Source organism: Gordonia cholesterolivorans (assembly GCF_039531975.1).
In the GTDB taxonomy this organism is placed as follows: Bacteria; Actinomycetota; Actinomycetes; order Mycobacteriales; family Mycobacteriaceae; genus Gordonia; species Gordonia sihwensis.
In genome coordinates, this window is sequence record NZ_BAAARB010000005.1 from 104,393 (window position 1) to 123,493 (window position 19,101).

The window sequence follows — 19,101 nt, forward strand, 5'->3', positions numbered from 1 at the left end:
TGACCGAGTGCCTGACGACGACCGCGCCGGGAGCGCGCCGACCGTGATCGGTGTGCTCGGACCGGTGACGATCGACGGCCGTGAGGTGCCCGGCCAACGTGCCCGGCGGTTGCTCGTGGCCCTGACGCTGGCCGAGGGCCGAGCGGTGCCGGCCGCCCGCCTGATCGACGAGGTGTGGGGCGATCAGCCGCCCAAATCGCCGGGTCCGGCTCTGCACACGCAGGTCTCCCGCCTGCGCGGGCTGCTCGGCGGCGCGAGTCTGGACGGCACCGGAAGCCGGTACCGGCTCACCGGCGTGGTCACCGATCTGGAGCGGGCCCGGCGACTGGCCGCGGCCGGTCGGCCGGATGCCGCGCTCGCTCTCTGGCGCGGCACGCCCGGCGACGACCTCGGTGGGGGCGACCTCGCGCGCGAACTCGCCGACCTGGCCGACGGGGTGCGCCGGCGGATCGACGAGGCGGCGGCGGAGGCCGCACTCGCGACCGGTGACTACGCCGTCGCCGAAGAACTCGCCAGAGAACGGGTGAACGCCGATCGTCTCGACGAACCCGGCTATCTGCTGCTGATGCGCGCGCTGGCCGGCCGCGGCCGCCGGAACGAGGCGCTCGCGGTGTTCGCCCGGCTTCGGCGCACCCTGGCCGAAGAACTGGGCGTCGACCCCGGACCGGAGGCGACGGCGCTGAACGCGGACCTGCTGGCCGCGCAGCCGCCGACCGTGGCCGTGCCGCGGCGCAGGCCGACCGGCGCGCGGGTGGGACTGCGCGAGGACGGCAACGTGCTGATCGGGCGGGCCGACGACCTCGCCGCGCTGGAGAGCCTGCTGTCCGATCGGAGGGTGGTGACCGTGCAGGGGCCGGGCGGCGTCGGGAAGACGAGGATCGCCAATGCGGTCGGCCGTCGCCTGAGCGAGCGCGGGACCGCCGTGTACTTCGTCCCGCTCGCCGCCGTCCGCAACGGTGACGACGTGGTCGCGGCGGTGGCCGCGACCCTCGGCGTCGGTGAGTCGGAGCTCGGCAGCAATGCCCGGCCGCGCGTCGTGTCCGGCAGCTTGTCGGACCGGTTGACCGACGCGCTGCGCGGTGGTGAGTCGGTCCTGATCCTGGACAACTGTGAGCAGGTGATCGACGCGTGCGCGGCACTGGTCGACTCGCTGATCGCCGCGGAGCCGGGTGTGCGTGTGCTCACCACGAGCCGGTCTCCGCTGCTGATTCCGGCCGAGCAGGTGTATCAGCTCCCCGTGCTCGGCGTCGCCGGCGATCGTTCTCCGGCCGCCGAACTGTTCGCCCTGCGCGCTCGTGCGGTACGCCCCGACGTGGAGCTCGAACCGTCGACCGTCGCGGCCCTCTGCGAACATCTCGACGGGCTGCCGCTCGCGATCGAGCTCGCCGCGGCGCGTGTGCGGACCATGAGCGTGGAGGACATCGCCGAGCGCATCGCTGAACGGTTCGAGCTGCTCCGCTCCACCGACCGGACGGCACCCGACCGCCACCGCACGCTGTATGCCGTCATCGACTGGAGCTGGGAACTGCTGGACCCGGGCGCCCGTGCGGCTCTGGCGCGGCTGTGCCTGTTCCCCGGCGGATTCTCACGCGAGGCCGCGGCAGTGGTCACCGGGACCAGCGGCATCGCGCTCGACGACGCATTGGCCTCGCTCGCCGACCAGTCACTTCTGCAGGTGGACGACGCCGGCGGTCGTGCCCGGTTCCGGATGCTCGAGATGGTCCGTGAGTTCGGTGAGCAGCGACTCACCGAGACGGGAGCGACGGGCGAGGTGGTCGACGCGATGCAGCGGTGGGCCCGCGAGCTCTGCCGCGACATCCGCGCCCGATACGACGTCGAGGCCGATCGCGACCTGGCGGCCGAAGTGGACCGCGAGGCCGACAATCTCGTCTGGGTGCTGCGGCGGGCCGTGGAACTCGGCGCGCCCGCGTGGCCGACGATCGTCACGGTGTTCCCGGTGCTGAGCGCATTCTGGTCGAGCCGCGGGCTGCATCAGGAGGTGCAGTCGTGGGGTGAGCGGATCGTCGACGCGTTGCCCGTGCCGCCGTCCGATCTCGACGACGCCGAGCGCGAAGCGTGGCAGGTGACGCTGATCGCCGCGGCCCTGCACTTCATTCCGCGCCGGCGTCAGCGGTCGACGGCCCGAGTCCGCACTCGGCTGCGTCGGCTGCATCGCCCGGAGCACACATTCGACGATCCCGCGGAGTTCCTCTCGGCGCTGCTGATGAGCCGCACCATGATCGAGGTGTACCGGACGATCGTGCGCGGCTCTGCTCCCGGCCACGCGGCGGTGGTGCGCGCCATCGCCCTGACCCTGCTGCTCAATATGAAGGAGAACGGCGGAGACCTGGTCGGTGCGCTGCGGATCAGCGCTCAGCTCACGGAGTTCCCCGCTCGGCCGGACTCGTTCGCCGCGGCGATGGTGGACATGAGCACTGCGAGTCTCTACAGCCAGCAGGGTCTGTGGCGCGAGGGTCTGCGCCTGTACGAAGGCAGTCTCAGACGCTTCCGCGAACTCGGAGCCCAGGACGACGCCCAGCAGGTGGGCGCGTACGTCGTCGCGGCGTTACTGCAGCTCGGGGAGTTCGATCGGGCGCGCGGGCAACTCGACGCCATCGCGCACGGCTGGGAGCCGGGCGCCCCGACGCCGCAGGGCGACCCCGAGGCCGTCGCGGTGATGATGCTCGCGACTGCCGAGTACCGGCGGATGACGGGCGACCGATCGCGGTCGGCATATGAGGAGGCGGGTGATGTGCTGCTCGCGGGGCACCCGCTGGCCACCCGCGATCCCGGTGCGGTGATGACGCTCAGCGCGGTGGCCGCGGGATTGATAGAGATCGGAGCCTGCGAGGCCGCAGAACGCTACGTCGCGCCCCTCGCGGACTCGCTCGGCGCCACCATCGCCGAACTCGGATGGTACGACCTTCCGCAGACAGGAAACGTGGCGCTGGTGAGCGGCGCACTGCTGTGTGCGCTGCGGCCCGGCGACGAACGCGGGGTGGCACTGCTGGTGCTCGCCGAGCGGCTGCACGCGCGACGCGACTATCCCGCGATGCAGGAGTTGATGGAACGCCGGCGCGAGGTGTCGGGCGCCGCCGACGAGGTGTGGGATCGTGCCCGGGCGCGATTCGGCGGTCTGGGACGCCAAGCGGCCCTCGCCGAGACCGTGAAGATCCTCGGCGAGGGCCGCGACTGACGGCTGTTCGATCGGCTCAGCGCGCGTTGCGGATGTATGCCCGCACGGCCAGCGGGGCGAACACCGCGGTGATGACCGCGGCACCGATCAGGCTCCACAGCACATGCGAACCGACGTGCCCGTCGTTGCACATCTCGCGGACCGCCGTCACCAGGTGGCTCACTGGATTGACGTTGACGAATCCCTGCAGCCAGCCCGGCATGGTCTCCACCGGCACGAACGCGTTCGACATGAAGGTCAGCGGGAACATGATCAGCATCGACACGCCCTGCACGGCCGACGCCTTCTTCACCAGGCAGCCCATCAAGGCGAAGATCCACGACACCGCGAAGCTGCACACCAGAACCAGCAGGGTGGAGCCGAGGACGCCGAGGGCGTCGGGTCGCCAGCCCATCGCGATGCCTACCGCGAACGTGATGACGGTGGCGATGAGATACCGGACGACGTCGGCGAGCAGTGCGCCGGCGAGGGGACTGATCCGCGCGATCGGCAGCGATCGGAAGCGGTCGAAGACGCCTTTGTTCATGTCTTCGCGGAGCTGCGTGCCGGTGACGATCGACGTCACGATCACAGTCTGCACCAGGATTCCCGGAATGATGACCGGGAGGTAGCTCTTGGTGTCGCCGCTGATCGCGCCGCCGAATATGTAGGTGAACATCAACGTGAAGATGATCGGTTGCAGCACCACGTCGAAGAACTGCTCCGGATTGCGGAGCATCTTGATGATGCTGCGGCGGGCCAGGGAGAACGACTGGCTCACGGTCTCGCCGAAGCCGATGGAGCGCTTCGCCTGCGTCCGGACCTGTTCGATGCTGATCGCGGTCCGGGGAGAGGGAGGGGTCAGGGTGGTGGTGGTCATCGGAGTGCCTCCTCGGCGTCGGTTTCGGTGCGCGGGTCGGACTCATCGGATTCGGAGTGCCCGGTGATCGTGAGGAAGACCTCGTCGAGGGTGGGCTTGGAGACGGTGATCTCGTCGATCTCGATCTGCTCGTCGCGCAGGGCGAGCAGGACGTCGGGCACGCGGTCGGGATGGCGCAGTGCCACGGTGATGCGACCGGCCTCGGGGCTGAGGGTCGCGGACTCGCCGAGGACCCGCTCGGCGAGTCGGGCCACGTGCGCGGCGTCGTCACGATCGGCCGGCGTGAGCATCAGGGTGCTCGAGCCGATGGACTGCTTGAGTTCGTCCGCGGTTCCGTCGGCGATCACCAGACCGCGGTCGATCACGGCGATCCGATCGGCGAGCTGATCGGCCTCGTCGAGGTACTGCGTGGTGAGCAGGACCGTGGAACCCTGTGCGACGAGCTTGCGGATGGTCTCCCACATCTGCGCGCGCGTGCGCGGATCCAGTCCGGTGGTCGGCTCGTCCAGGAACAGCAGCGGTGGCGTGTCGATCAGGGACGCCGCGAGGTCCAGACGCCGGCGCATGCCGCCGGAGAAGTCGCTCAGCGGACGGTTCGCGGCCTCCTCCAGTGAGAAGTCGGCGAGCAGTTCCTCGGCACGGCTGCGCGCCTGAGCCTTCGACTTGCCGAGAAGCCGGGCGAACAGCGTGAGGTTCTGCGCTGCGGTCAGGTCTTCGTCGACCGACGCGTATTGACCGGTGACGCCGATCAGCGACCGCACCGCGACCGGATCCTCGACCACGTCGTAGCCGAAGATCCGGCCGTATCCGGCGTCGGGCTTCAGGAGGGTCGCCAGCATGCTGACGGTGGTGGTCTTGCCCGCACCGTTGGGACCGAGGACCCCATAGACCGTGCCTGCGGGCACCGCGAGGTCGACGCCGTTGACGGCTTTCGTCGACCCGAAGTGCTTGACCAGACCTCGGGCGTCGATGGCGAGATCGGAGTCACGCCCGGTTGAAGCGCTCGACCGGGGGAGCGTTGAGGAGTATGTGTTCATGCCGGAAACCATGCGCCCGTGCGCTTTCACGGCGCTGTCGTCGGCTTACACCGGCCGCGCGCCGCTTACGCGGCCTCCGATTCGGGCACGCCGAGCAGCGGTTGCACCCGTGCCGGGATGGAGTACCCGGACTGCCACGGGTACCGGCCGTCGTCGTCGGGCCAGACGAGTTGTATCGCATCGAACCGGGCGCCGTAGACGACCCGCGTGAGCCGCAGAGCTCCGGCGTCGATGACGTCGATCGCACGGAACCGGACCGGGCGGCGCAACCGCGCGGGTACGTCGGACCCCGGGCCGAAGCCAGGGTCGGCGACCACCGCCCGTGCCGCGTGGTCGAGCAGGATCCCGGCGAGATCCGGCGGGAGCCCGGTCATCACCAGTTCCGGGCGTCCGTGCTCGGTCAGCCCGGTGGTGTAGGTCAGGGGCGGGTTGGCGGCGTCACCGAGCACGCCGGTCACCGACCAGCGTCCCTCCGCGATGAGCGCGAGGGCGTCGCCGACCAGATCGTCCGCGCCGTCGCACCGTGGGTCGAACTCACACATGACATCCTCCTGACCGATTCGATCATTTGTTCGATTGGTGGTGTCACTGTACGACGCGGGTCCGACAGAAGTCGGCTTCAAGAGAAAGCGGCGAGGTGCGCCGGGCGAGTCGCGCCCGGCCGACCCCGTTCGGGCGCGGCGCCTAGACTGGGTGCGTGCCAGGCCGAATCCCCGATCGCGACATCGCCGCGATCCGTGAGCAGACGCGCATCGAAGACGTGGTCGGAGACTATGTCACGCTGCGCAGGGCCGGCGCGGACCGCATGACCGGGTTGTGCCCGTTCCACGATGAGAAGACACCGTCGTTCCACGTCCGGCCTCATCACGGGCACTTCCACTGCTTCGGGTGCGGCGAGGGCGGCGACGTCTACACGTTCCTGCAGAAGCAGGAGCACGTCAGTTTCGTCGAAGCCGTCGAACAGCTGGCGGACCGGATCGGTTACACCATCAACTACGAGGGCGGCGGCACCGCGATCAAGCGCGACCGCGGCACGCGCGCCCGGCTCGTGGCCGCCAACGCGGCGGCGCAGCAGTTCTACGCCGAACAGCTCGCCACGCCCGAGGCGCAGGTGGCGCGCGACTTCCTCACCGAACGCGGCTTCGACGGCACTGCGGCGGCGCATTTCGGCTGCGGGTACGCCCCCGCCGGGTGGGACACGATGACGAAGGCCCTGCTGAAGCTCGGCTTCCAGTTCTCCGAGCTGGAAGCCGCCGGGCTGTCGAAGCAGGGCCGCAAGGGGCCCATCGACCGGTTCCATCGGCGTCTGCTGTGGCCCATCCGCAATCTCGGCGGCGATGTCATCGGGTTCGGCGCGCGCAAGCTCTTCGACGACGACAACCTCGGCAAGTACATGAACACGCCCGAGACCATGCTGTACAAGAAGTCGCAGGTGCTGTTCGGACTCGACCTGGCCAAGCGTGACATCGCCAAGGGCCACCAGGTCGTGATCGTCGAGGGCTACACCGACGTCATGGCGATGCACATGGCCGGTGTCACCACGGCCGTGGCCTCTTGCGGCACGGCGTTCGGAGAGGACCATCTGGCACTGATCCGCCGGCTGATGATGGACGACTCGTACTTCCGCGGCGAGGTGATCTACACCTTCGACGGCGACGACGCCGGTCAGGCCGCGGCGCTGAAGGCCTTCGAGGGGGAGCAGTCCATCGCCGGTCAGACCTTCGTGGCCGTCGCGCCCGACGGTATGGATCCGTGCGAGCTCCGACAATCTGCCGGCGATCCGGCGTTGCGTGATCTCATCGCCCGGCGCATCCCGATGTTCCAGTTCGCGATCAAGTCGTTGATCGCCCAGCAGAACCTCGACACCGCGGAGGGCCGCGTGGCGGCCCTGCGGGAGACGGTGCCGGTGGTGGCGAGGATCCGCGACGTCGCGCTGCGGGACGAATACGCGCGCCAGCTCGCCGGGTGGGTCGGCTGGGACGATGTGGCCCAGGTTCTCTCGCGCGTGCGCGCCGAGGCCAAGCGACACGGTGGCCGGCGCGGCGCGAACGCGCGGCAGCGGAACTCGCGCACCCGGCCCGAGGCGATGTCGCCGCCGCCGACCGCGCGACCGCTGCCGAACGACCCGCGGCTCTGGCACCAGCGCGAAGCGCTCAAGGCGGCGCTTCAGTATCCCGCCATCGCGGGCACGGTCTTCGATTCCCTGCCCGGCGAGTGCTTCACCGATCCCTCGTACCTGGCTGTCCGCGAGGCGATAGCGGCGGCCGGGGGAGCGGCGAGCGGTCTCGGCGGCGCCGCCTGGGTGGACGCCGTCCATCACGGCGTGATCGACGACCCCGCGGTGGCTCCGCTCGTCACCGAGCTGGCGGTGGAGCCGCTTCCGGTCGAGGACGACCGTGTGCCGCAGTACATCTCGAGCGTCCTGGCGCGGTCGCAGGAGATCTGGGTCGGCTCTCAGATCGCCGACATCAAATCGAAGCTGCGCCGGATGTCGCCCGCCGGGGACCCCGACGGCTACAACGCGCTCTTCGGCGACCTCGTGGCGCTCGAAGCGTATCGGCGCAGTCTGCTCGAGCAGGCCTTCGACGCCGGAGCGGACGCGGTCTGAGCGGTTCGGCCGCGGCGTCCATCGGCGGGTTCTCCCCAGCATCGTCTGCGGTGCGTCGTAAGGTGATTCTCTGCTGACGGACGCCCTCGTCCCGGCGGAAAGGGTAAGCGCATGACGCAGGTGATGAGGAGCTCGGTGCGCGAGCTGACGACTCGCGGCGTGATCCTCGGTGGTCTCATCACCCTGGTCTTCACCGCGGCCAACGTCTACCTCGGACTCAAGGTCGGTCTCACGTTCGCCACTGCGATTCCGGCGGCGGTCATCTCGATGTCGGTACTGCGCTATTTCCGCGATCACACGATCGTGGAGAACAACATCGTGCAGACCATCGCGTCGGCGGCGGGCACGCTCTCGGCCATCATCTTCGTCCTGCCCGGTCTCATCATGATCGGCTGGTGGACCGGCTTTCCGTACTGGATGACCGTCGCGGTCTGCGCGATCGGCGGCATCCTCGGCGTCATGTACTCGATCCCGCTGCGGCGCGCGCTCGTCACCGGCTCTGATCTGCCGTATCCCGAGGGAGTGGCGGCCGCGGAGGTCCTGAAGGTCGGCGACTCGTCCGGGCGCGACCCCGACGCCGTCGACCCCAACCGCGGCGGTATGCGAGCGATCGTTCTCGGTGCGGTGGGCGCCGCGTTCTTCTCCCTGCTCGGTTCGCTGAAGCTGATCGCCTCGGAGGTCGCGGTCGCGTTCCGTGTCGGCTCGGGCGCGACGATGGTGGGTGCCAGCCTGTCGATGGCGCTGATCGGCGTCGGCCACCTGGTCGGCATCGGGGTCGGTATCGCGATGCTCGTCGGCCTGGTGATCTCTTTCTTCGTCATCCTTCCGACGCGGACATGGGACGCCATTCCCTCCGGCGATCTGCTCGACGGTGTGAACAGCGTCTTCAGCGCCGATGTGCGGATGGTGGGCGCCGGCGCGATCGCGGTCGCGGCCGTGTGGACGCTGCTGACCGTCATCGGCCCGATCCTGCGCGGCATCGTGGCGGCCGCGGCCAGCGCACGCAAGCGCAGGTCGGGCGAGAGCGTCGACGTGACCGAACGCGACATCCCGATCCAGTACGTCGGCCTGACGATCATCGTCGCGCTCATCCCGATCGGATGGCTTCTCTGGGACTTCATGAAGGGGACCGCGCTGGTCGGGAGCGCCACCGGCATCCTGATCGTCACGATCATCTTCGTCTTCGTGATCGGCCTCGTCGTGGCCGCCGTGTGCGGATACATGGCGGGCCTGATCGGATCGTCGAACAGCCCGATCTCCGGTGTCGGCGTGCTGGTGGTCCTGTGCGCGGCACTGCTGATCAAGGTGACGCACGGCCCCGCCGACAGCACGAGTCAGACCGAGGCGCTCATCGCGTACACGCTGTTCACCTCGTCGGTGGTGTTCGGTGTCGCGACCATCTCCAACGACAACCTGCAGGATCTCAAGACCGGTCAACTCGTCGGCGCCACGCCGTGGAAGCAGCAGGTCGCGCTCATCATCGGCGTGCTCTTCGGATCCGCCGTGATCCCGCCGATCCTGGGACTGATGAACAACGCCTTCGGTTTCCAGGGCGCCCCGAACGCCACGGAGAACGCCCTGGCCGCCCCGCAGGCCGCACTGCTCTCGACACTGGCGAAGGGCGTCTTCGGCGGCGACCTCAACTGGGCCCTGATCGGCCTCGGCGCGGCGATCGGCGCCGGCGTCATCGTGGTCGACGAGGTGCTCAAGCGGACCACCTCGAACCTCAAGCTGCCACCGCTGGCCGTCGGTATGGGCATGTACCTGCCGATGTCGCTCACGCTCATCATTCCGATCGGTGCCTTCATCGGTCTGGCGTACGACAAGTGGGCGCTGCGCGACCCGATCGGCGGCGAACGGAAGAAGCGGCTCGGCGTGCTCCTCGCGACCGGCCTGATCGTCGGCGAGAGCCTCTACGGCGTCGTCTTCGCCGGCATCGTCGCCGGCACCGGAGACGACTCGCCGCTGGCGATCGTCGGCGACGGACTCGGCAACTGGATGCAGGTGATCGGCGTCGTGGTATTCGCCGTGATGCTCACGGCGATGTACAGCTACGTGAAGCGGATCGGTTCCGACGACGGGCCCGCCGCCACTGCGGTGCAGACCAAGAAGTAGGCGGAGGGTAATCTCTGTCCTCGGGCCGATTCGGCTCAGGGGCGATAGCTCAGTCGGTTAGAGCCGCTGACTCATAATCAGCTGGTCGCGGGTTCGAGCCCCGCTCGCCCCACTGAAACATCCCTGCGTCCGTCAACATCCCTGCTCCCGCCGACCGCCCCGCTCAGGCCCGGGTCACCCCGATCGACGGCAGGAAGAAGTACGAGGTCCGGCCGCGTCGCACGGTGCCGTAGACGGCGCACACCACGACGCCCTGGCCGGTGTCGACCAGACCTCCGCGAACGCCGTTCGACGGGATCACGCGCAGCGCTCGTTTGAGGCGAGAGACCGTGCCGGCGTACATCACCGGCGGAATCGGTGCGGACTTCACACGCTTGGAGACCGCGTCGATCACCGTGTCTGTGAGTCCGCCGAGCGGCGCGCCGAGCCCACCGCGCAGCGTGGTGACGTTGAACCAAGCGACGTGGACGCCGGACTTGTCGCCGAAGTCGGCGAACACGCCCACGGGCAGGAAGCCGTAGAGGATCTCGCCGCCGCGCACCGCGTTCACGCTGACGTTCGCAATGGTGAGGTTGCCGATTCCCGGGGTGTACGGACCGGCGACGGCGCCGCCGACCGCGACCGGAAAGGTGAGGTCGGTGCTGAGTCCGACGGTCGGCGTGAACGTGGTGATGCCGAGTTGGCGCAGCAGCCGGTTGGCGGCTTCCACACCGTCCACCGGAACCGGGGCGGACTGTGCCTGAATCGGGCTGGTGAAGGTGCGCGCGGTCGCCAGCGCTCGGGCTCCCGGCACTGCGAGGGCGTCGGTGGCGGAGGCCGCGGCCCGGCCGACCAGTGCGGTCGACTGCTGTGCGATGCCCGTGACGCTCCGTCTCCCACGGTCTGCTAACGAAGTCACACGTGAACGGTACAACGCTCATTGGCACAATCGGCGGATCGAGCGTCGAATGCAGCGCCGGTCACAGGGGATCGAGTCGGCCATGCGTTCCGGGCATGGCACGGTAGTGGCATGGTCATGATCGGCAGGTACCGCGTCGCCGACCCCCTCGCGTTCCCGAACCTCTCACGACGGTCGACGATCGCCGACGCCGTCATCGGTCTGATTCTGCTGGTGTTGATGCTGGCCTTCTCGTCCGGTCTCACCACGACGGTGCAGGTGGTCAGCCTGCTGATCGGGCTGGCTCTGATGTGCCGCCGGTCCGCGCCGTCGGTGATGATGCTGCTGGCGGTCACGTCGGCGGTGATCCAGGTCGCGACCTACGACGTCGCGGTGGGACCGTGCCTGCTCTACTCGGTGCTCTACTACACGGCGGGCAATCATCCGGATCGTCGGGTCCGGGGCGCGTCGCTGGCCGTGGCAGTCGTGGGTTCGGCGATCGCGGCGTGGGTGTATCCGAGGTCGACGGCGTTCGGCACCGATGCCGAGGCGTCGACGATCGTCTCGCACACGATGACCTTCGTCGGCATCGCGGTGCTGCTGGTGGGCAGCTGGACCTTCGGATTCATCCGGTATCAGCGCCACAGCGTGGAACAGGCGAGGATCGCCGAGCAGATCTCCGAACTCGAACGACGGCGACTGCTCGACCTGTACGACGAGCAGGCCCAGCGGTCGCGTCTGGCCCGCGACATGCATGACGTGGTGGCGCACTCGCTCGCGGTGGTGGTGGCGCAGGCCGAAGGAGCACGCTTCGCCCTGGACGCCAGTCCCGAGGCGGCGAAGGAGGCGCTCGGCGTCATCGCCGACGCGGCGCGGCAGGCGCTCGCCGACGTCCGGGGCGTGCTGGAGGAACTGCGCAGCACCGAGTCGACGGCCGAGCACGCGCGAACCGACCGCGACCAGCTCTACGCACGGATGCGCGCAGCCGGAATGACGTTGCAGTCCACCGAGATCGGTGACGAGGACGCGGCGTCGCCGCTGAGTGTGCGGGTCGCCTTCGCGGTCCTCACCGAGGCATTGACGAATGCGCTCAAGTACGGCGACCTGGGTGCGCCGGTGTACGTCCGGCAGGACTGGTCGGACGGATGCCGGCTCACGGTGGCGAACTCGCTGTCGGAGAAGCCGCTGGCTCCCGGTGGCGCGGGCCACGGCATCAGGGGCATGGCAGAGCGGGCCGAACTCGCCGGCGGTACGCTGACCAGCGCCGCCGTCGAAGGCGGCTGGCTCGTCGAACTCGTCATCCCCGCTCGTCCGGAAGGACCGTCATGATCCGCGTCGCCCTCATCGACGATCAGCCGCTGTTCCGTGGCGGGATCGCGATGATTCTCGACAGCCAACCCGATGTGGAGGTGGTGGCGCGGGAGTCGTCGGCGCTGAACCTCTCGTCGACGGTGCGCGCGTCCGCGCCCGATGTGATCCTCATGGATGTGCGCATGCCGGGCATCGACGGGATCACCGCGACCCGTCAACTCGTGGCCGACCTCGGCGACGAGGCACCGAAGGTCCTCGTGCTCACCACATTCGACGTCGACGAGGCCGCCGCACGGGCGATCGAAGCCGGTGCGAGCGGATTCGTCCTGAAAGACGCGCAACCGGAGTTCCTGCTGGCCTCGGTGCGCGCGGTGGCCGACGGCAGCCAGGTGGTCGCGGCATCGGCCACCCGAAGGCTCTTCGAGCGGCACGGAACCCGTACCCGTCCCGGACCGGAGTACGACGCGCTCACGGTCCGCGAACGCGAAATCCTGGTGCGTGCCGCGTCCGGGCTGTCGAATGCCGAGATCGCGCAAGCCGAGTTTCTGTCGGAGGCGACGGTCAAGACGCACATCTCCCGGATTCTCGCGAAGCTGTCGCTGCGCGACCGCGTACAACTCGTGGTGTACGCGTACGAGCACGGCCTCGTCTGACGAGCCGGAGGACGCAGCGGCGTACATCTGCGGGATGACCCCGCACCCGCCCGTCGGAGGACGCGATTTGCGCCGGTAGGCGGACGCGAAGAGCCAGGTCAGAGCCATAACTTTGACGTATGAACGCCAACGAGATCAGTACCGGACCCGCCGTCGTCATGCGCCACGTGTCGCGCACCTACGGTGATCCGGCGAACCCAGTCCACGCGCTGCGCGACGTCTCGGTCGACATCCGCCGCAGCGAGTTCACCGCCGTCATGGGCCCGTCGGGGTCGGGCAAATCGACCCTGATGAATGTGATGGCCGGACTCGACGAGGCGACCTCCGGTCAGATCTGGCTCGGCCAGACGCCCATCGTCGGGCTCGACGACACCGCGCGGACGCTCCTGCGCCGCACCAACATCGGCTTCGTCTTCCAGTCGTTCAATCTGATCCCGACGCTGACCGCGGACGAGAACATCCGGCTGCCCTTCGTCCTGGCGGGACACAAGCCGGACGCCGTGCAGCAGGCGTGGATCGCTCACCTGGTCGGTTCGCTCGGACTCCGTGATCGTCTGGACCATCTGCCGTCCCAGCTGTCGGGCGGACAGCAGCAGCGGGTGGCGATCGTCCGGGCCCTGGCCGGCCGCCCGACCATCATTCTCGCCGATGAGCCGACCGGCGCCCTGGACACGCGCACCAGCCGCGAGGTGCTGACCTTGCTGACCACGGCCGCTCGCGAGTACGGGCAGGGGATCGCGATGGTCACGCACGATCCGGTGGCCGCGTCGTACGCCGATCGCATCCTGGTACTGGCCGACGGCCGGATCGTCGGAGAGTACCGGGGCCTCGACCCGCACCAGATCTCCGACCTCCTGATCAATCTCCAGGGGGCGGCGGCATGAGGGCCACGGACTACCGCCTGACGGCGGGTTCGCTGCGGGAACTGTCGACCGTGGGCGTGGTCTGCGGCCTGTCGGCGGCGTACGCCGGAATGGTGCTCACGGCCTCCGACTTCCTCGGCCGTGCCGGTGAGCACAACGGCGGCAACGTGGGAGTGGTGCTCGGCATCGTGTCGTCCGTGTTCATCCTCATCGCGCTGTTCGTGGCCGCGCTGGTGATCGGCAACGGTGTCGACACGGTGATCGCGGGCCGACGCAAGCAACTCGAGCTGCTGCGGTTGATCGGCGCCTCGTCGAGACAGCTGCGGTCGAGTCTGGTGCGCGGGGTCGCGAAGGTCGCGGCGATCGGTGCCGGGATCGGGCTGGTCGCCGGAGTGACGCTGGCCGACGCCGTACGGACCGTGATGGTGTCGCGGGACATCCTTCCGTCCATCCGGTACAGCTACCTTCCCCCGACCACCGTGCTCGCGGCGATCGTGGTGGTGGGCGTCGCGGTGGGCGCGACACTGGTGGGTTCGCGGAAGACGCTCTCCGGAGCCGCCGTCGTCGCGCCGAAGGGCTCGATGCGGTGGCTTCGCGGCACCGCGGCCGTCATCGCGACCGGTGTCGGCGCGCTCCTGCTCGGAGCCGCGTGTCTGTTGGGGGAGGAGGGGAGCATGAGCGGATTCGTCGTCGCCTTCCTCGGCACCGCGACGGCCGCGGTGGGACTGCTGGTCGGTGCGCCGATCCTCGTGCCCGCGATGGTCGCCGGTGTGGGACGGCTCCTGGGCGCGAGCCCGGCGGCGATCCTCGCGCGCAAGAACTCGGTCGCCGACCCGGGCCGCACCACACGCTCCACCGTCGGACTGTTCATCGGCGTCACCCTGATCACCACGATCGTCGCGGGTATGAGGTCGTTGCAGCAGTCCATCGACCGCTGGGATCTCACGCCCGAACAGATGGAGGAGAACCGGCACGTGATGTCGATGATGACCTGGGTGCTGGTGGGACTGATTCTCATCTCGGTGCTCATCGCGGCGGTCGGCTTCGTGTCGACGATGTCGTTGACAGTGATCGGGAGGACTCGTGAGATCGGCATGCTGCGCGCGATGGGCTTCACCGCCAGGCAGGTCCGCGCCACGATCACTCTTGAATCGATCGCCTCGTCCGGGACGGCGATGGTGGCGGGTCTGGCGCTGGGCGTGATCTTCGGGGCGGTCGGCAGCCAGTCGCTCATCGGTGCGATCACGCCGGGATTCCCGATCGGACTGCCGCTGGGCGCGTTCGTGGGAATCGTCGCGGGAACGGTCGTGCTGGTGGCGATCGCCGCCCTGCCGCCCAGTCGTCGTGCGGTGTCGGTGACGCCGGTGGACGCGCTCGCCGTCGCCTGAGACGAAGGGTAGAGAAAGGGGTGGAGCGCATCGGTTCCGATGCGCTCCACCCCTTTCCGGCTGAGCGGGTGACGGGCTCGCGCCGACGACTACTCGCGGGAGCGGGTCGCCGCGGCCTTGTCGTTGCCGGCCTCCTCGGCGGCTTCGATGGTGATCATCTCGGCCTCGGTCAGCAATTCCTCCTCGGTGAGCACTTCGGCTGCCTCTCGTTGGACGGTCGTCGCGAGCGGCTTCTCCTTCACGAACAGCAGGACCACGAGTGCGATCCCGGCCAGCGGAACGAAGAACAGGAAGATCGGCAGCAACGCCTCGTTGTACGACTCGATGATCGGGATGCGCACGGCGTCGGGCAGGGCGTTCACCGCTGCCGGCGTGAGACCGTTGCGACCCGCGTCGCCGCCGGCTCCCGCGCCGCTGCCCGCGAGCTTCTCGGTGAGCAGGGTGGCCAGGCGGGAGGCAAAGATCGATCCGACGACCGCCGATCCCAGGGTGGCGCCGACCTGACGGAAGTAGTTGTTCGCGGCGGTCGCGGTGCCGACCATGGTGACCGGGAACGAGTTCTGCACGATGAGGGTCAGGATCTGCATCGACAGGCCGATGCCGATGCCGAAGACGGCCAGATACACGCACATGAGCCAGGTGGGAGTGGTGATGTGCATCGACGCGATCAGCACCAGGCCGACGCCCATGACGATGGAGCCGATGATCGGGAAGATCTTGTAGCGGCCCGTGCGTGCCACGGCCTGACCGGAGGCGATCGAGGTGATGAGCAGTCCGCCCATCATCGGGATCATCAACAGGCCTGCGACGGTTGCGTCGACTCCGGTGACCATCTGGATGTAGGTCGGCATGTAGCCCAGAGCGCCGAACATGGCGACGCCGATCATCAGGTTCGCGACGGTCGTCAACGTGAAGTTGCGATCCGCGAACAGCTTCATCGGCATGACCGGGTTGTCGGCGCGCAGCTCGGCGACGACGAATCCCACAGCCAGGACGACGGTCGCGACCGCGAGGCCGAGGATCTGCGGGCTCAGCCAGTCGTAGGTGTGCCCGCCCCAGGTGCAGATCAGCACGAGGCTGGTGGTGGCGCCGGCGATCAGAGCCATACCCAGGTAGTCCAGTCGCGGTCGCACCTCGTGCTGCACCTTCGGCAGCTTCATGAAGGCCAGGGTGGCGGCGATCGCGAGAGCACCCAGCGGGAGGTTCAGCCAGAACGCCCAGCGCCAGCCCGGGCCCTCGGTGAGCCAGCCGCCGAGCAGCGGGCCGGCGACCGAGGAGACGGCGAAGACCGCGCCGAGGAAGCCCATGTAGCGGCCGCGTTCCCGGGCGGGAACCACGTCGGCGATGGCCGCCTGCGACAGGATCATCAATCCGCCGCCGCCGATGCCCTGGAGGATGCGGCCGAAGATCAGCCAGGTGATGTTCCCGGAGAGTGCGCCGACCACCGAACCGCTGAGGAAGATCAGGATCGCGGCGATCAGTACGGGCTTGCGGCCCAGCAAGTCGCTGATCTTGCCGTATACGGGCATCACGATGGTGGACGCGAGGATGTAGGCGGTGATGACCCAGGTCATCTGGTCGACGCCCTGGAGCTCACCGACGATGGTCGGCAGAGCTGTCGAGAGCACGGTCTGGTTCAGCGATGCCAGCAGCATCGTGATCATCAGTCCGATGAACAGCAGCATCACGCTGCGGCGCTCGGTATTCCCGGTAGTGCCGTCCGTTGGTTCGGCGAGGGAAGTGGTCATAGCAGGTCCTTGATGGTTCGGCGGAAGACTGCGCCGGCGTCGGCGAGGGCGGGCGAGTCGGGGTTGTCGAGGACTTCGGGGTCCTTCTTGTAGGCGAAGCGCAGGACGGCGCCGGCGAGCATGATGAGCGCGCGGGCGTCGTCCACCGATTCCGGGCCGGCTCGCTCACCGATCTGTTCGGTGATCACCGAACTCAGCAGTTCCTGCGCGGCGGTGCCGTGCTGCTGCATCCGTTCGACGAGCTCGGGAAACCGACGGATCAGCTCGCGGTGGTCGGAATGGGGGCCGCCGCCCTGTCGGATGCTCTTGGCGACCGCCATCACCAGATCGACGGCACGGTCGAGGCGGTCCGGGCCGGGACCGGCTTCGACGAAATCCTTGAGCGCCTGGTCGGGCACTGTCGGCGGCACGGCTCCGAGGACGGCGTCCTCTTTGCACGCGTAGTAGTTGAAGAACGTCCGTCGTGACACTCCGGCGCGGTCGGCGATCTCGGCGACCGTGGTGTCGTGGAGTCCGTTCTCACCCACCAGTTCGACGGCGGCCGTTCGCAGTGCACGCAGCGTCTCAAGACGCTGGCGTTCCCGAAGGCCTAGTTCAGAAATATTTTGCACTAGTGCAGTATTGCACGAGTGAAAAGTTTTGTGCACGCAACTGTGACTGACGCAACTGTCTCGGAACACCGAGGAGGTACGTGCGGTTGCCTCAGTCATGAGCCGAGACCCAGAAGTGCCGACGACGCTGACTGCGGCCGCAGTCGACCGCCGGATCGTGGTGATCGGCGCCGGCCAGGCCGGACTCTCGGCCGCCTACTTCCTCCAGCGCGGCGGATTGCGTGCGGGCAGCGACTTCGAGGTGCTCGACGCAAACCCGACTCCGGGCGGAGCGTGGAGCCATCGCTGGGACGCCCTGACCTTCAGCCTGGTGAACGGCGTCCACGACCTGCCCGGCACACGGCTCACCGGTGCCGATCCTGACGAGCCCGCGCGCGAGGTGATCAAGCGCTACTACGGGCGTTACGAGGCCGAGCACGGTCTCCGGGTGGCGCGACCGTGGCGAGTGGTCGCGGTCGAACCGACGGGCGAACCGGTGTGGCGCTTCCTCGTCCGTGCCGAGGGCCCCGGCGGAGCGACGCGGACCTACCGTGCGTCGGCGGTGATCAGTGGTACCGGCACGTGGGATCACCCGTATGTGCCGTGGTACCCGGGTCGTTTCGCGGGCCGTCAACTGACCACCCGGGACTTTCCGGAACCGGAGGACTTCGCCGGACAGCGGGTCCTGGTGGTCGGCGGAGGCATATCCGCTGTCGAGTTCGTCGTACTCCTGGACGAGGCCGGTGCCGTCCCGATCTGGTCGACGCGCACGCCGCCGCGCTGGCGCGACACCCCGTTCGACGCTCGATGGGGGCTCGCCGTCGAGAACGGTGTCGCGGCCCGGACCCGTGCGGGTCTGCGACCGCTGAGCGTGGTCGCGGCCACGGGGCTGCCGCGAACCCCGCGGTTCGCGCCGGCGATCGACAGCGGTGTCCTGTCCTCGCGCGGTCCGCTCGCGCGTCTGGTGCGCAACGGTGTCGAGTTCGCCGACGGCACGAGCGAACCGGTGGACGTGATCATCTGGGCCACTGGCTTTCGGCCGTCGCTCGCACACCTGGCCCCGCTCGGGATCCGGGAGCCCTCCGGCGGCGTGCTGATGGCCGACGACGACGTCAGCGTGGTCCGGGTCCCCGGTCTGTTCCTGGTGGGCTACGGCCGCAGTGCCTCGACGCTCGGCGCGACCCGCGCGGGCCGCCGTGCGGCCCGCGCCGCGCGTCAGTCCTCGGTCGAGAGCACCTCGGCGACGAACGATCCGACGCGGTTGCGCAGTCCGGCCACCTGCTCGGCCCGAATGGCGTCGAGGTCGGTGGCCTTGTGATAGGCGGGCGGCAGCTTACGGGCGTGCTTCGAGCAGTGGAACCCCGAGCACACCAGCGTGCCGATGGTGTCGCCACGCCTGCCCTGCGCACCGGTGCGCCTGGTGGTGTACAGCACCACCTCTTCGCTGAGGTCGACGTCCCGGCACCAGGTGCACATCGTGCGGCGCGACGGCGTCGCCTCGGCGCGGTTGAGGATCAACGACACGAGCCGGCCGTCGTGCTCCACCGCGATGTAGGCGCGGCGGGGCATCTTGCGGTCGCGCCAGCCGTAGTACTCGAGGCGCGAGAAGTCGACGTCGTCGAAGTCGAGGGGAAAGGTGACCTTCTTGATCTCGCTGCGGGTGGCGCCGCGGAACGAGTCGAGGATCTGCTGTTGGGTGTACTGCTTCATATCGATGACCGATCAGTCGAATGCGCGTGGTCGCGCGGGAGAGATGAGGTGAGGTCGGCCCGCGGGCGCGGGTGCGACGGCAGGATCCACTGGCCGATCCATTGGAATCGGCTGCGGAGCGCGGTCATCTGTTCGCGGCGCGGAAC

The 19,101-nt window shown here is 68.8% G+C and carries 15 protein-coding genes and 1 tRNA gene; 9 read left to right on the plus strand and 7 right to left on the minus strand.

Annotated features, from left to right (window positions below):
• Positions 1–7 precede the first annotated feature (7 nt).
• Complete coding sequence (locus ABFX36_RS06715) at positions 8–3,196, plus strand: ATP-binding protein (RefSeq protein ID WP_346075525.1); 3,189 nt, start codon at positions 8–10, stop codon at positions 3,194–3,196.
• A gap of 16 nt (positions 3,197–3,212) precedes the next feature.
• Here the strand turns inward: ABFX36_RS06715 and ABFX36_RS06720 are convergent, their stop codons facing one another.
• The 3 genes from ABFX36_RS06720 to ABFX36_RS06730 all read right to left on the minus strand — a co-directional run bounded on the left by ABFX36_RS06720 (position 3,213) and on the right by ABFX36_RS06730 (position 5,634).
• On the minus strand, positions 3,213–4,055 hold the full coding sequence (locus tag ABFX36_RS06720) for an ABC transporter permease (protein ID WP_278124236.1): 843 nt from the start codon (positions 4,053–4,055) through the stop codon (positions 3,213–3,215).
• Positions 4,052–5,092 (minus strand): ATP-binding cassette domain-containing protein, encoded by a 1,041-nt coding sequence (locus ABFX36_RS06725; protein ID WP_346075527.1) that lies wholly within the window; start codon positions 5,090–5,092, stop codon positions 4,052–4,054. Before ABFX36_RS06725 ends, ABFX36_RS06720 begins: the two co-directional genes overlap by 4 nt.
• Positions 5,093–5,157: 65 nt before the next feature.
• Entirely contained in the window at positions 5,158–5,634 is a 477-nt protein-coding gene (locus ABFX36_RS06730) for a DUF4262 domain-containing protein (RefSeq protein WP_006897814.1), read from the minus strand.
• Between the two features lie 155 nt (positions 5,635–5,789).
• Here ABFX36_RS06730 and dnaG point away from each other — a divergent pair, with 155 nt between their 5' ends.
• From dnaG to ABFX36_RS06745, 3 genes are all read left to right on the plus strand, one after another.
• Positions 5,790–7,700 carry a DNA primase gene (gene dnaG, locus ABFX36_RS06735; RefSeq protein ID WP_006897813.1) on the plus strand — a complete coding sequence of 637 codons (1,911 nt, stop codon included), beginning with the start codon at positions 5,790–5,792 and terminating at the stop codon, positions 7,698–7,700.
• 111 nt (positions 7,701–7,811) lie between these two features.
• Positions 7,812–9,815, plus strand: coding sequence for an OPT family oligopeptide transporter (locus ABFX36_RS06740; protein ID WP_006897812.1), 2,004 nt, complete (start codon positions 7,812–7,814; stop codon positions 9,813–9,815).
• A gap of 38 nt (positions 9,816–9,853) precedes the next feature.
• Positions 9,854–9,927: transfer RNA gene (locus ABFX36_RS06745), tRNA-Ile, on the plus strand.
• Between the two features lie 51 nt (positions 9,928–9,978).
• Here ABFX36_RS06745 and ABFX36_RS06750 read toward each other — a convergent pair.
• Entirely contained in the window at positions 9,979–10,713 is a 735-nt protein-coding gene (locus ABFX36_RS06750; RefSeq protein ID WP_039866923.1) for a hypothetical protein, read from the minus strand.
• A 111-nt stretch (positions 10,714–10,824) separates the two neighbouring features.
• Between ABFX36_RS06750 and ABFX36_RS06755 the strand changes: the two genes are divergently transcribed.
• The 4 genes from ABFX36_RS06755 (at position 10,825) to ABFX36_RS06770 (ending at position 14,907) form a co-directional block, all read left to right on the plus strand.
• Positions 10,825–12,021: a sensor histidine kinase gene (locus ABFX36_RS06755; RefSeq protein ID WP_346075530.1), complete on the plus strand. Its 1,197-nt coding sequence runs from the start codon at positions 10,825–10,827 to the stop codon at positions 12,019–12,021.
• Positions 12,018–12,656: a response regulator gene (locus tag ABFX36_RS06760; RefSeq protein ID WP_346075532.1), complete on the plus strand. Its 639-nt coding sequence runs from the start codon at positions 12,018–12,020 to the stop codon at positions 12,654–12,656. Before ABFX36_RS06755 ends, ABFX36_RS06760 begins: the two co-directional genes overlap by 4 nt.
• A gap of 119 nt (positions 12,657–12,775) precedes the next feature.
• Complete coding sequence (locus tag ABFX36_RS06765) at positions 12,776–13,540, plus strand: ABC transporter ATP-binding protein (RefSeq protein ID WP_006895161.1); 765 nt, start codon at positions 12,776–12,778, stop codon at positions 13,538–13,540.
• A complete protein-coding gene (locus ABFX36_RS06770; protein ID WP_346075535.1) occupies positions 13,537–14,907 on the plus strand; it encodes an FtsX-like permease family protein in 1,371 nt (456 codons plus the stop codon). Before ABFX36_RS06765 ends, ABFX36_RS06770 begins: the two co-directional genes overlap by 4 nt.
• A gap of 89 nt (positions 14,908–14,996) precedes the next feature.
• Here ABFX36_RS06770 and ABFX36_RS06775 read toward each other — a convergent pair whose 3' ends face one another.
• Together ABFX36_RS06775 and ABFX36_RS06780 are read right to left on the minus strand one after the other, a co-directional pair.
• Positions 14,997–16,655: an MDR family MFS transporter gene (locus tag ABFX36_RS06775; RefSeq protein ID WP_346075537.1), complete on the minus strand. Its 1,659-nt coding sequence runs from the start codon at positions 16,653–16,655 to the stop codon at positions 14,997–14,999.
• Positions 16,652–17,266, minus strand: a complete 615-nt coding sequence (locus ABFX36_RS06780; RefSeq protein ID WP_045539747.1) for a TetR/AcrR family transcriptional regulator — start codon at positions 17,264–17,266, stop codon at positions 16,652–16,654. Before ABFX36_RS06780 ends, ABFX36_RS06775 begins: the two co-directional genes overlap by 4 nt.
• Before the next feature lie 97 nt (positions 17,267–17,363).
• Between ABFX36_RS06780 and ABFX36_RS06785 the strand changes: the two genes are divergently transcribed.
• Positions 17,364–18,563: an NAD(P)-binding domain-containing protein gene (locus tag ABFX36_RS06785; protein WP_062366609.1), complete on the plus strand. Its 1,200-nt coding sequence runs from the start codon at positions 17,364–17,366 to the stop codon at positions 18,561–18,563.
• Here ABFX36_RS06785 and ABFX36_RS06790 read toward each other — a convergent pair.
• A complete protein-coding gene (locus ABFX36_RS06790) occupies positions 18,461–18,955 on the minus strand; it encodes an FBP domain-containing protein (protein WP_045537654.1) in 495 nt (164 codons plus the stop codon). The two genes, ABFX36_RS06785 and ABFX36_RS06790, sit on opposite strands and share 103 nt — an antisense overlap.
• Between the last annotated feature and the right edge of the window lie 146 nt (positions 18,956–19,101).

What these genes read in the sequence shown, in the direction of transcription:
- ABFX36_RS06725 (WP_346075527.1), bottom strand. Translation starts at nt 5,092, where the DNA reads ATGAACACATACTCCTCAACGCTCCCCCGGTCGAGCGCTTCAACCGGG.
- ABFX36_RS06770 (WP_346075535.1), top strand. Translation starts at nt 13,537, where the DNA reads ATGAGGGCCACGGACTACCGCCTGACGGCGGGTTCGCTGCGGGAACTG.
- ABFX36_RS06720 (WP_278124236.1), bottom strand. Translation starts at nt 4,055, where the DNA reads ATGACCACCACCACCCTGACCCCTCCCTCTCCCCGGACCGCGATCAGC.
- ABFX36_RS06785 (WP_062366609.1), top strand. Translation starts at nt 17,364, where the DNA reads ATGAGCCGAGACCCAGAAGTGCCGACGACGCTGACTGCGGCCGCAGTC.
- ABFX36_RS06730 (WP_006897814.1), bottom strand. Translation starts at nt 5,634, where the DNA reads ATGTGTGAGTTCGACCCACGGTGCGACGGCGCGGACGATCTGGTCGGC.
- ABFX36_RS06755 (WP_346075530.1), top strand. Translation starts at nt 10,825, where the DNA reads ATGGTCATGATCGGCAGGTACCGCGTCGCCGACCCCCTCGCGTTCCCG.
- ABFX36_RS06790 (WP_045537654.1), bottom strand. Translation starts at nt 18,955, where the DNA reads ATGAAGCAGTACACCCAACAGCAGATCCTCGACTCGTTCCGCGGCGCC.
- ABFX36_RS06760 (WP_346075532.1), top strand. Translation starts at nt 12,018, where the DNA reads ATGATCCGCGTCGCCCTCATCGACGATCAGCCGCTGTTCCGTGGCGGG.
- ABFX36_RS06740 (WP_006897812.1), top strand. Translation starts at nt 7,812, where the DNA reads ATGACGCAGGTGATGAGGAGCTCGGTGCGCGAGCTGACGACTCGCGGC.
- ABFX36_RS06775 (WP_346075537.1), bottom strand. Translation starts at nt 16,655, where the DNA reads ATGACCACTTCCCTCGCCGAACCAACGGACGGCACTACCGGGAATACC.
- ABFX36_RS06765 (WP_006895161.1), top strand. Translation starts at nt 12,776, where the DNA reads ATGAACGCCAACGAGATCAGTACCGGACCCGCCGTCGTCATGCGCCAC.